Genomic DNA, 11,001 nt, shown 5'->3' with positions numbered 1-11,001 from the left:
CCTGAGCCTGAGCCTGAGCCTGAGCCTGAGCCTGAGCCTGAGCCTGAGCCTGAGCCTGAGCCTGAGCCTGAGCCTGAGCCTGAGCCTGAGCCTGAGCCTGAGCCTGAGCCTGAGCCTGAGCCTGAGCCTCGAAAGGCTGAATCCCCTGCCGCTGAAATCAACCCCGGCGACGGCCAATCCACAGATGCTGTTCCACGTGAATCCTCCGGCTCTGGCAAAGTGGCGATATCGGCGGGCGTCACACCGCCGGAAGCACCCGCGCCGGAACCGTCGCCCGACGAACAGCCTCGGCCGACATGGTTCCGCAGGCTGCGACAGGGCCTGTCGCGCACCTCGGCGCAGCTCACCGACCAGATCAGCGGCATCTTCACCCGCCGCAAGCTCGACGAGGACACGCTGCAGGACCTGGAGGACGTGCTCATCCAGTCCGACCTCGGTGTCGAGACGGCGCTGCGCATCACCGACACGCTGGCCGCCGGCCGCTACGGCAAGGACATCTCCCCCGACGAGGTGCAGGACATCATGGCGAGCGAGATCGAGAAGGTTCTCGAGCCGGTCGCCCTGCCGCTGGAACTCGACCTTACCCACAAGCCACACGTCATCCTGGTGGTCGGCGTCAACGGCACCGGCAAGACGACGACCATCGGCAAGCTCGCCGCCAAACTCGCCGATGGCGGCCTGAAGGTCATGCTCGCCGCCGGCGACACGTTCCGCGCCGCGGCCATCGAACAGCTGAAGATCTGGGGCGAGCGCACCAATTCGCCGGTGGTCTCGTCAAAGCTCGGCGCCGATGCCGCGGGCCTCGCCTTCGACGCCTTCGAAAAGGCCCGCGAGGCCGGCACCGACGTCTTGATCATCGACACCGCCGGCCGGCTACAGAACAAGGCCGAACTGATGGACGAACTGGAGAAGATCGTCCGCGTTCTCGGCAAGCAGGACCCCGAGGCGCCACACACCGTGCTGCAGACGCTTGATGCGACGACCGGCCAGAACGCGCTCAACCAGGTGGAGATCTTCCGCAACGTCGCCGGCGTCAACGGCCTTGTCATGACCAAGCTCGACGGCACTGCCCGCGGCGGCATCCTCGTGGCGATATCCGCCAAACACAAGCTGCCTATCTATTTCATCGGTGTCGGCGAGAGCGTCGACGACCTGGAGCCCTTCGAGGCGGGCGATTTCGCCAACGCCATCGCCGGCCGCGCGCCGGCCGAAACGTGAGGAGATTGGCCCGCATGAGCCAGCCCGTATTCGAACGCGACCCGTCCGATCCGGACCGCCAGGAGATTAACCCGGTGCTCAAGCTAGCGCTGGAACTGGGCCCGCTGCTGGTCTTCTTCTTCGCCAATGCGCGAGGCGAGTGGCTGGTCGAAAAGTTCCCGCCGCTCGCCGCCTTCGGCGGTCCGATTTTCCTGGCGACGGGCCTGTTCATGATCGCCACGGCCATCGCGCTGACAACCTCCTGGCTCTTGACCCGTACCTTGCCGATCATGCCGCTGGTCTCCGGCATCGTCGTCTTCGTTTTCGGCGCGCTGACGCTGTGGCTGCACAACGACACCTTCATCAAGATGAAGCCGACCATCGTCAACGGCCTGTTCGCCAGCGTCCTTCTCGGCGGCCTCGTCTTCGGCAAATCGCTGCTCGGCTACGTCTTCGACAGCGCCTTCAGGCTCGATGCCGACGGCTGGCGCAAGCTGACCCTGCGCTGGGGCCTGTTCTTCGTGTTCCTCGCCATCGTCAACGAGATCGTGTGGCGCAATTTCTCCACCGATTTCTGGGTCGCCTTCAAGGTGTGGGGCATCATGCCGATCACCATCGCGTTCACGATGAGCCAGATGCCGATGATCATGCGCCACACCATTCCGGACGAGGATGAAAAGGCCTAGGACGCGCTTTCGGCGATCAGGAAACGCGGGCCGTCCGCTTCTCCGAGCACCACGGCCGTCAGCCGCCCGGTAAAGAATGCGCCGGTATCGATGCCGATGCGGTTGGGCCGGATATCCGGCTCGGCGACCGGCGTATGGCCATGGACGACCAGCCGGCCATGGTCCCGGTCGCTGTCGAGGAAACGGTCGCGGATCCACAAGAGGTCCTGCTCCGCTTGCTCCTCAATCGGCCGGCCGGGAACAATGCCGGCATGCACGAACAGATAGTCCGGCGTCGCATGATAGAGCGGCAAACGCCTGAGCCAGGCAAGCCGCTCCAGACCCACGGCACCGATCAGGCTCCCGGACTGTCCGCTGCTGTTCGCATCGAGGCCGAATGAGCGAAGGGTCGCCTCGCCGCCATTGCCCATCCAGTGCAGCCAGGTGCGCGGATCGTCGGCATCGACGCAGGCAAGCAGCATCGCCTCGTGATTGCCCTTCAGGCAGACCAGTTCGAAACCGTCAAGGCCGCGCATCAGCCGGTCGATGACGGCGGCGCTGTCCGGGCCGCGGTCGACATAGTCGCCGACCAGGACCACCGTGGCCGGCCGGTCCGCATGCCGCCGGCCCCGGTCGGAAACGATACGCGCCAGCATCGCCTCCAGGAGATCGTCCCGGCCATGCACGTCGCCGATGGCGTAATGGATCCTGTTCATCGATCATCCGATCGCCGGTTCCGGCGGGATCGCCTAGGACTGTTTGGCGGGCACCGACAGGGCCTTTTCGATCGCCGGCATCAGCCGGTCGCGCACCGCATCCGGGGTAAACGGCCCGATCTGCTTGAAGACGATCGTGCCGTTGCTGTCGAGCAGGAAGGTCTCCGGAATGCCGTAGACACCCCAGTCGATGGCCGCGACCCCCCTCGGATCGATCCCGACCGCCGTGTACGGATTTCCGAGTTCGCCGAGGAAACGCAGTGCGTTGGACGTCTGGTCCTTGTAGTTGATGCCGACGAGGTTGATGCGGCCGTCTTCGGCAAGCGCCATGAGCAGCGGATGCTCCTGCCGGCACGGGAGGCACCAGCTTGCCCAGATATTGACGAGCGTGACCTTGCCCTCGACCTGGGCATCGGTCAGCGCCGGTATCTGGGCGCCGTCGCTTTTCAGGCCTTCGAGCGGCGGCAGGTCGAGCGCTGGCGCCGCGGTGCCGATCAGCACGGACGGCACCTCCGAGACATCGCGTCCCGACGTAAGCTGGCTGTAGAAGATGACCGCCAGCACCGCGAAGGAGATCAGCGGAACGAAGGCGATGAAGCGGCGCTGGCTGCGCCTCGCCGGCGATGCGCCGTTGTTGCCGGTTTCACTGGACATGGCCACCCCCGGCATTTTCCGCGGAACGGCGGCGCACGCCCCGCGCCTCGAGTTCGGCCAGTTCCTGCCGCCGCCCGCGCTGGTCGATAAGAACCCATAAGATGAGCGCCGCAATCGTCAGCGCGGTCGCGCCGTACGCGATCAGGACAAAGGCGAGATGGCTCATGATGCCTGCACCGAACGCGCCGCCTGCCGGCGCAGCGAGGCGACCCGCCGCCGCCAGATTTCATTGCGCATCGCCATCAGGTGCAATGTGAAGAACAGCATCGTAAAGGCGAGCACCATGACAAGCAGCGGATAGAGCATAGTCGGATGGATCGTCGACCCGTCCAGCCGGATGACGCTGGCGGGCTGATGCAGCGTGTTCCACCAGTCGACGGAAAACTTGATGATCGGGATGTTGATCGAGCCGACGAGGATGAGGACGGCGGCGACCCGCGCGGCGCGCGCCGGATCGTCCATGGCCCGGTAGAACGCGATCAGCCCGAGATACATCAAAAACAGCACGAAGACCGAGGTCAGCCGCGCGTCCCAGACCCACCAGGTGCCCCACATGGGCTTGCCCCACAGCGACCCGGTCAGCAGTGCGAGGAAGGTGAAGGCGGCGCCGATCGGCGCGGCCGCCTTGGCCGAGACATCGGCCAGCGGATGCCGCCACACCAGCGTCCCGATCGCCGAGACGGCCATCACAGCGTAGCAGAACATGGCGATATAGGCCGACGGCACATGGATGAACATGATGCGCACCGTCATGCCCTGCTGGTAGTCCTCGGGCGCCTGGAAGCTCATGACGAGCCCGACGGCAAAGAGCACGCCGGTGATGCCCGCCATCCACGGCAGCACGCGCGCCACGGCGTTCAAAAAACGCGTGGGATTGGCGAGGCCCGAGACGAAATTGGCGGCGCTGGTGATCATCGTGGTCATTGTTTACCGTTTGGAAAGGTTCCAGACAATGCTGCAGGCGGCGCAAAATAGGCAATTTGCCGTGATCGCGCGAGGCGCCAATTGCCGCAGCGAATTCAAGCTGCACGCCGTGCCGGCGCCGGCTCGAGGCACACCGGCAGGGCGCTGACGCCGCGTATGCCGAGCCGCTCGATCCATGGCAGGCGATCCGGTTCCTCGATGCGAAGGTCCGGGAACCGCGTATAGAGCTTCAGCAGCGCGCTCTGCGCCTCGACCCGCGCCAGCTGCATGCCGAGGCAGAAATGGATGCCGGAGGAAAACACCAGGTGCGGGTTGGGGAACCGGTCGAGCCGCAGCGTATCGGGCGCCTCGAATTCCGCCGGATCGCAATTGGCCGCTCCGATGAGACCCATGATCAGCTCGCCGCGCTTGAGCGGCTGGTCGAAGAACACCGTGTCCTCGGCCACATAGCGCGCCTTGGTGCCCTGCACCGGCGATGTGAAGCGCGCCAGTTCCTCGACCGCCCGCTCCATGCGCGGGCCGGGATCGGCCAGAAGAAAAGCCTTTTGCCGCGGGTTTTGTTCCAGCGCGATGACGCTGTCGGCGATCAGGTGCGTCGTCGTCTCGAATCCGGCGACGAGCAGCAGGAACACCATCGAGATAAGCTCCTCTTCGTCCAGCTTGTCGCCGTCCTCCTCGGCCAGCACCAGTTCGGAGATGAGGCCCTTGCGCGGTGCCCTGCGACAGTCCTCGATCTGTTCGCGCACGTAACCGACCATCTTCCGGATCGGCCCCAGCGCCCTGAGGAGGCCGGCAATGCCGGTGATCGAGGCGGATGTGCTCATCCATTGGGAGAATTTGTGCCGGTCGCTGTCCGGCAGTCCGAGCAGGTCGCAAATGACCTCGAGCGGCAGCCGCCGGGAAAATTCGTTGAGCAGATCGACTTGCGCCGGCCCGGCGAGTTCATCGAGGATGCCGTCCGCCAGCGCCTCGATATCGCCGCGCATGGCCTGCACGTCGCGGCGCTGGAAGGCGCGGTCGACCAGCTTGCGCAGCCGCCGGTGGTCGGGCTCGTCCTTCAGGAGCATGTTGTTGGCCAGAAGCCGCATCGTCCGCGGCATCCACCACTGCATGCCGGCAACGCCTCTCTTTCCGGCATGGCGGCCCTCCTGCACGAAACGCCGGTTGTCCTTGACCATCGCAATCGTCGCAGCGTGGCTTGTCGTCACCCAGGCCCGCCCGATGAACGGCAGTTTGATCGGAATGACCGGTCCGGCCTCCCGCATCGCCGCGAAGGTCGGGAACGGATCGCTCTTGAAGGCGGCACTCTGAATGTCGAATGCCAGCGGTCTGGAGAGCCGGTATGAAGTCATCGCTGCCTCCGTCTCGGCGCATGGGCCTTTCCAATATATGGTGATTTGCCGGCTCGCCGCCAAACCGGGCGCAGATTTCGGTTGCCCAGCGGGCCGCCGGCCACGTATGAGCCCATCCGGGAATAAACGCCATCGGACCGAACGCCCGAACGCCATGAACGAGACGCAACCGTCAGAACAGTCCCATGCCCCGCTCGGCCTGATGATCGTCGTCGCGGCGACGGTCGCCATCAGCTTTTCCAACGTGCTGACGCCGATGGTCTACGCACTCGGGGTCAACACCGAGACGCTGCTCCTGCTGCGCCTCGCCTGTTTCCTGGTGCTTTGCGGCGCCTGGATTCGCTTTCAGGGCATCTCGCTTCGCATCGGCCGGCAAAACGTCCTGCACTGCATCGGCTCAGGCGTTGCCTATACGATCGGCTCCGGGTCCCTGATCGCGGGATTCTTCTTCATGCCCGTCAGCCTGGTGATCCTGATCTTCTATACATTCCCGCTGCTGATCCGGCTGAGCGAGAGCCTGCTTGACCGCCGGCCACCGGCATTGATGGAGATTGCCTGCCTGCTCAGCGCGTTCCTCGGCCTTGCGATCTGTCTCGGAATCGGGCTCGAGCGCCTCAACGGTCCGGGCCTGTTCTTCTCGATCCTGGCGGCGCTGGCGGTCACCGTGTCATTCCTGTGGAACGGGCGTAAGCTCAAGTCCGTTCCCTCGACCGTTTCGACCTTCTACATGGCCGTTACCGGTTTTGTGCTGGTCCTGGCTTTCGCACCACTGGCCCGCGGCTGGGCGTTGCCGCCGACGGAAGGGTTCGCTTTCTTCATCGTCGCGGCCACCATGCTGACCTTTGCCGGCGCCTTTCTCGGCATGTATGCCGGCGTGCGCCTGATCGGACCGTCGCGCACCGGCCTGATCATGAATCTCGAGCCGGTGCTGACCATTGCGCTGGCTGTCATGCTTCTCGGTGAACAGATGTCGCCGAACCAGTTCCTCGGTGCCGCCCTTGTCGTTGCTGCCATATACACAGCGCAACGCCTGCCGGCCCGCAGCCGGCCCGGTGATTGACGAACCGTCTTAGGGTTCGAGATCGTAGATGTAGCGGTTAAGGGCGGGAATGGCGCTGACAAGCTTGTTGGCCACGAGGAAGGTCGCGAACCGCGCGAAGGCCTGTTGGTCGACCGCTCCCGGATCGGTTGAAAACAGCGGCACCGTCGCATCCCAGGACAGCCTGTTGAGCTCGTTGTCGAGCTTGGGATCGTATTTGATGAACGTCTCCCACCCCGCCTCAGGGTCGTCGACAATGGCCTTCACGCCGCGTTCGACACCGGCCAGGAACATTTCGACAATGTCCGGCTCGATCAGCGCGTCATTCACGATGTAGACCAGTTCGCTGTAGGTCGGCATGGTGCCCGATTCGACGTCGAACACAATCGGCGTTTCGCCGGCAAGCTGCAACTGCAGCGGCTCGAAGTTGCGGTAGACATCCGTCAGCACGTCGACCTTGCCGTCGAGCAGCGCCGGGACCATCGCGAACTCGACATCGACCAACGTGATGTCCTGGCTGGTAATGCCGTGCGCGGCAAGCGCGATCATCAGCAGATCGCGTTCCGTTTTTTCGCTGTCGGCGTATCCGACCCGCTTGCCGCGTATATCCTCGATGGTCTTGATCGGTCCGCCCTCGACCGCGAGCACCACGTTGAGCGGCACCGGAATGAGTGTTCCAACAACCGAGAGCGGGCTGCCGTTGGCGACCTCGATCTGGGTGCGCGGCTGGTCCGACAGGCCGATCGCGACATGGCCGTCGAGCACCATGGTGACATTGTCGATCGTTTCTTCCGGCGTCCGCAGCGTGACATCGAGACCGGCATCGGCGAAATAGCCGCGCTCCAGCGCGACAACCAGCGGACCGTGGTTCGGATTGATGAACCAGTCGACGCCGATATTGACCTTCATCAGATCGCTCGCGGCCGCGAGCGCCGGCAAGACGAGCAGGCTGAAAAAGGCGATCGCCAGGGCGTGGCAGCAGCGACGGATCATGCGGTCCTCCGGGAAAGGGATGTACCGCGCCATGCTAGAGCGTTCCGCCATTGAAATGAAGCGCGTAATTTCCGTACGGATAACATCTCGTTTCACCGCGAAACCGGCAATTGCGGGCGGATGTAAGGCAGAGCGGAACACCCTCCAAACTAACGTCCGTTCACGGGCGGCGTGCCGAGGATCCTTCGGGCATCGAACGGCAGGTCGCCGAGTTCGGTGGCCGTCATGGCCTGAATGTCGGGATGGGAAAGCGGATCGCGGCGCCAGCGCATATGGCGTTCGGTTTCGGCGCGATTCCGGTCGGTGACCGAAGCCGCATCGCTTCCGACGGACACCGTCAGGTGGAATATCTCACGTATCAGAATGTTTAGCATTTCTGTATACTATCACCGGAACAGTACCTGGCTGATCGACTATTTCTTCAATCTGATATAGTTTTTCTATATGAGAAACCTGAACCGCTTGAACCTGACGGGATTGCGTGCCCTGGAGGCGGTGGGCCGGCTGGGAAGCCTTGCCGCCGCGGCCGAGGAACTAGCCGTCACCGTCGGCGCTGTCAGCCAGCAGGTGCAGAAGGCGGAGCGCCAGCTTGGCCGCACGCTGTTCGAGCGCCGGCCGCGCGGTTTGCACAAGACACCACTCGGAGTCGAGGTTACCCGCCGTCTCGGCGTCGCCATGGCCGAGCTGTCGGCGGCGGTGGCGCTGGCCGAAGCCGACCGGCAGGGCACGCTGACCGTTTCCGTTCCGCCGGTGCTGGCCGAGAAATGGCTGGTCAAGCGGCTGAGCCGTTTTCACCGGGCATTCCCGGACATCCGTGTACGTCTCGACGCTTCGCTCGCATTCGTTGATCCGGGAAAGTCCGATGTCGACATCTGCATCCGGTTCGGAAAGGGTGGTTGGCCGGGCGTACGCGCCGAGAAACTGCTGGACCAGAAAGTCTTTCCGCTTTGCTGCCCGGCAATCGCCGAGGATCTCAAGCGGCCCGAACAGATCGCCGAATACCCGATTATCCGCGACCCGGACGCGATGTTCGAATGGGATGTCTGGCTCACGCCGAACGGCCTGACACCGGACATCCTGAAGGAGGGTCCGGACCTTTCCAATGCATCCTTGTGCGTTGACGGCGCGATTGCGGGGCTCGGCGTTTTTCTCGGCTGGGAGCCGATGGCCACCGACGCTATCGGTGCCGGCCAGCTGGTCGCGCCCTTTCCCGACCGGTACCCGACAGGCCTGTCCTACTGGCTCATCGAGGCCGAGGACGGAATCGGCAGCACCGGTGCCCGCGCCTTCAAACGCTGGCTGAAATCGGAAATGTCCTGAACGGCTACTTGTCGCCTTCGGCCTGCTTTTCGAGCACACCGCAGGCCGCGACCATGTGATCGCCGGAGGCGACCTGAACGCAGTATTCCATGGTGCTCGGCGTCAGCATCGTCGCGCTCTTGTAGCCGTCGTCATCGGCCATCAGCAGCGATTTGCCGTCCGCCCGGACGACGCCGACGACATATTCCCGCTCCTCATGATTGCCCATGACGCCGTGAAAGGACCGGTCGTCCTGGCCGACGATCGTCATGGTGATCTCGAGCAGCGGATTGAGCGCGTTGTAGTAGGTCGGGCTCGGATCGTCCGGCAAAACGCGCGCGCCGTTGTCGAGTTTTCCCTTCCAAACGCCCACCAGCTCGGGGCGGTACTGCGCGGCGGCCGGGGCGACAAAGACGGCAAGCGCCAGCGCCGCGGCCATGCAAACAACGGATGGTCTCAATGTCATTTTCCTGCTCCTGAATGCCTCCGGGGCGAAGAGGGTCGGCGCGACCCGGCGGCAACTTTTGCGACGCACTATACCCATGGCGGGGGCATTGAGGCCGCATTTTGACCCGTCGGATCACAAATTCGGTATTTCTGTATCGCCGAGACAGCCGATCGACGAACAAACATTCAAAGTCCGTAGAGCGCGCCGAACTTGGCCTCCAGATAATCCAGAAGCGGCTGTGCGGACGGTGCCTCGCCGGTTGCCTCCGCGATGAGTTGCGGCGCCGGCAGCAGGCGGCCGCGCTTGTGGATCTTTTCGCGCATCCAGTCGAGGATCGGCCCTGTTTCGGCGGCCTGCACCATGGCGTCGCGGCCGGGCAGGTCCCGGCGCATCGCCTTGTCGAGACAGGCGGCATAGATGTTGCCGAGACTGTAGGTCGGGAAATAGCCGAACAGGCCGATCGACCAGTGCACGTCCTGCAGGACGCCGAGGCTCGGATCCGGCACCGTTTCGCCGAAGTCACGGGCAAAACGGCTGTTCCACGCCTCTTCCAGGTCCTCGGCCTCCAGGGTGCCGGCGATCAGTTCGCGCTCCAACTCGAAGCGCAGCAGGATGTGCAGATTGTAGTGCACCTCGTCTGCCTCGGTGCGGATGAAGCCGGAATGCACAGTGTTCACCGCCGCATAAAGCCCATCCGGGCCGTCGAGCGAGAGACTGCCGAAGGCCTCCTGCATGGCCGGATAGAGCCAGTCCATGAACGGACGCGAGCGGCCGATCTGGTTTTCCCAGAAACGCGACTGGCTCTCATGGACGCCCATGGAGCAGTAGTCGGCGGCCGGAAGATACGGGTCCGGCGCACCTTGCGCATAGAGCGCGTGGCCGACCTCGTGGATGGTCGAATAAAGGCAGTTGAGCGGATCGGCCTCGTCGGTCCGGGTCGTGATGCGCACGTCGCCGCCATTGCCGGAACAGAAGGGATGCACCACCGTGTCGATCCGGCCGGCGTCGAAATCATAGCCGATGCGTGTCGCGACCTTCCTGGCAAGCGTCAGCTGGGCATCGGCCGGGAAGCGGCCGGTCAGCGGCCGCGGCGCTTCTTTGCCGGCGATCTTTTCGCGTAGCGCCACCAGGCCCGGCCGCAGGCTCTCGAGCAGCGGCAGCAATTCGGCCGATTTTGCGCCCGGCTCGAATTCGTCGAGCAGGCAGTCGTAAAGGTCTTCGCCCGGCGCGGCCAGGCACGATGCCGCCTCGCGCTTCAGCGCGACATTGCGCTTCAGCGCCGGCGCGAACATGGAAAAGTCCTTCTCGGCGCGCGCCTGCGCCCAGATGCGCTGGCCCTCGGAGGCGGCCTTGGCGCTCTCCTCGGCCAGGCGCGTCGGGATTTTCGTCGCCCTGTCGTAGCTGCGTTGCGCCTCCTCGATATTCCGCAGATCGAATGCCGTCAGGGACGTCCGGTCGATCCCGGCAATCCATTCGGGCACCCGCGGATCGGCGGTGAGGCCGTGGATCACTGAGGCGAGCGCGCCGGTCTGCTCAGCGCGCTGTCCGGCGCCTTCCTTCGGCATCATCGCCTCCTGGTCCCAGGCAATGAGCCCGGCGACTTGGCTGAGCGCTGCGGTTTTCTTCAGGTGATCGAGAAGCTGGGGAAGGGGCATCGGCGGACCTTGCTGATTGAAAGCGTTCGTAACCGCGAGATAGGTTGAAATCGTGTCAA

General features: G+C 64.2%; 13 protein-coding genes. 4 read left to right on the top strand and 9 right to left on the bottom strand.

Features of this window, described 5'->3' with window-relative positions; genetic code table 11:
* Together ftsY and E4M07_RS10040 are read left to right on the top strand one after the other, a co-directional pair.
* On the top strand, positions 1-1,218 hold a 1,218-nt coding region (gene ftsY, locus E4M07_RS10045; protein ID WP_136658491.1), incomplete at its 5' end, for a signal recognition particle-docking protein FtsY.
* 14 nt (positions 1,219-1,232) lie between these two features.
* On the top strand, positions 1,233-1,883 hold the full coding sequence (locus E4M07_RS10040) for a septation protein A (protein ID WP_136658166.1): 651 nt from the start codon (positions 1,233-1,235) through the stop codon (positions 1,881-1,883).
* Here E4M07_RS10040 and E4M07_RS10035 read toward each other — a convergent pair.
* From E4M07_RS10035 to E4M07_RS10015, 5 genes are all read right to left on the bottom strand, one after another.
* Entirely contained in the window at positions 1,880-2,578 is a 699-nt protein-coding gene (locus tag E4M07_RS10035; protein WP_136658165.1) for a metallophosphoesterase family protein, read from the bottom strand. The genes E4M07_RS10040 and E4M07_RS10035 overlap by 4 nt on opposite strands.
* Before the next feature lie 33 nt (positions 2,579-2,611).
* Entirely contained in the window at positions 2,612-3,232 is a 621-nt protein-coding gene (locus tag E4M07_RS10030) for a DsbE family thiol:disulfide interchange protein (protein WP_136658164.1), read from the bottom strand.
* Entirely contained in the window at positions 3,222-3,401 is a 180-nt protein-coding gene (gene ccmD, locus E4M07_RS10025; protein WP_169054181.1) for a heme exporter protein CcmD, read from the bottom strand. The genes E4M07_RS10030 and ccmD overlap by 11 nt, the downstream gene beginning before the upstream one ends.
* Complete coding sequence (locus E4M07_RS10020) at positions 3,395-4,156, bottom strand: heme ABC transporter permease (protein ID WP_136658162.1); 762 nt, start codon at positions 4,154-4,156, stop codon at positions 3,395-3,397. The genes ccmD and E4M07_RS10020 overlap by 7 nt, the downstream gene beginning before the upstream one ends.
* Positions 4,157-4,251: 95 nt before the next feature.
* Positions 4,252-5,508, bottom strand: a complete 1,257-nt coding sequence (locus tag E4M07_RS10015; protein WP_169054155.1) for a cytochrome P450 — start codon at positions 5,506-5,508, stop codon at positions 4,252-4,254.
* Between the two features lie 154 nt (positions 5,509-5,662).
* Here E4M07_RS10015 and E4M07_RS10010 point away from each other — a divergent pair, with 154 nt between their 5' ends.
* Entirely contained in the window at positions 5,663-6,568 is a 906-nt protein-coding gene (locus E4M07_RS10010) for a DMT family transporter (RefSeq protein ID WP_169054154.1), read from the top strand.
* A gap of 9 nt (positions 6,569-6,577) precedes the next feature.
* On the opposite strand, the gene E4M07_RS10005 is transcribed toward E4M07_RS10010, so the two are convergent.
* Positions 6,578-7,540, bottom strand: coding sequence for an ABC transporter substrate-binding protein (locus E4M07_RS10005; RefSeq protein ID WP_169054153.1), 963 nt, complete (start codon positions 7,538-7,540; stop codon positions 6,578-6,580).
* A 149-nt stretch (positions 7,541-7,689) separates the two neighbouring features.
* Positions 7,690-7,914 (bottom strand): hypothetical protein, encoded by a 225-nt coding sequence (locus E4M07_RS10000; RefSeq protein ID WP_136658158.1) that lies wholly within the window; start codon positions 7,912-7,914, stop codon positions 7,690-7,692.
* A 70-nt stretch (positions 7,915-7,984) separates the two neighbouring features.
* Here E4M07_RS10000 and E4M07_RS09995 point away from each other — a divergent pair, with 70 nt between their 5' ends.
* Positions 7,985-8,860, top strand: coding sequence for a LysR substrate-binding domain-containing protein (locus E4M07_RS09995; protein WP_136658157.1), 876 nt, complete (start codon positions 7,985-7,987; stop codon positions 8,858-8,860).
* A 4-nt stretch (positions 8,861-8,864) separates the two neighbouring features.
* On the opposite strand, the gene E4M07_RS09990 is transcribed toward E4M07_RS09995, so the two are convergent.
* Together E4M07_RS09990 and E4M07_RS09985 are read right to left on the bottom strand one after the other, a co-directional pair.
* Entirely contained in the window at positions 8,865-9,305 is a 441-nt protein-coding gene (locus E4M07_RS09990) for a hypothetical protein (protein WP_136658156.1), read from the bottom strand.
* Between the two features lie 167 nt (positions 9,306-9,472).
* Positions 9,473-10,942 (bottom strand): carboxypeptidase M32, encoded by a 1,470-nt coding sequence (locus E4M07_RS09985; protein ID WP_136658155.1) that lies wholly within the window; start codon positions 10,940-10,942, stop codon positions 9,473-9,475.
* Positions 10,943-11,001: the final 59 nt, after the last annotated feature.

Origin of the sequence: Nitratireductor sp. XY-223, assembly GCF_004959855.1 — a bacterium.
GTDB lineage: Bacteria > Pseudomonadota > Alphaproteobacteria > Rhizobiales > Rhizobiaceae > Hoeflea_A.
This window is presented reverse-complemented; position numbering and strand designations above follow the sequence as displayed.

Coding starts and splice junctions, on each gene's coding strand:
- E4M07_RS10040 (WP_136658166.1), top strand. CDS start 1,233: ATGAGCCAGCCCGTATTCGAACGCGACCCGTCCGATCCGGACCGCCAG.
- E4M07_RS10035 (WP_136658165.1), bottom strand. CDS start 2,578: ATGAACAGGATCCATTACGCCATCGGCGACGTGCATGGCCGGGACGAT.
- E4M07_RS10030 (WP_136658164.1), bottom strand. CDS start 3,232: ATGTCCAGTGAAACCGGCAACAACGGCGCATCGCCGGCGAGGCGCAGC.
- E4M07_RS10020 (WP_136658162.1), bottom strand. CDS start 4,156: ATGACCACGATGATCACCAGCGCCGCCAATTTCGTCTCGGGCCTCGCC.
- E4M07_RS10015 (WP_169054155.1), bottom strand. CDS start 5,508: ATGACTTCATACCGGCTCTCCAGACCGCTGGCATTCGACATTCAGAGT.
- E4M07_RS10010 (WP_169054154.1), top strand. CDS start 5,663: ATGAACGAGACGCAACCGTCAGAACAGTCCCATGCCCCGCTCGGCCTG.
- E4M07_RS10005 (WP_169054153.1), bottom strand. CDS start 7,540: ATGATCCGTCGCTGCTGCCACGCCCTGGCGATCGCCTTTTTCAGCCTG.
- E4M07_RS10000 (WP_136658158.1), bottom strand. CDS start 7,914: ATGCTAAACATTCTGATACGTGAGATATTCCACCTGACGGTGTCCGTC.
- E4M07_RS09995 (WP_136658157.1), top strand. CDS start 7,985: ATGAGAAACCTGAACCGCTTGAACCTGACGGGATTGCGTGCCCTGGAG.
- E4M07_RS09990 (WP_136658156.1), bottom strand. CDS start 9,305: ATGACATTGAGACCATCCGTTGTTTGCATGGCCGCGGCGCTGGCGCTT.
- E4M07_RS09985 (WP_136658155.1), bottom strand. CDS start 10,942: ATGCCCCTTCCCCAGCTTCTCGATCACCTGAAGAAAACCGCAGCGCTC.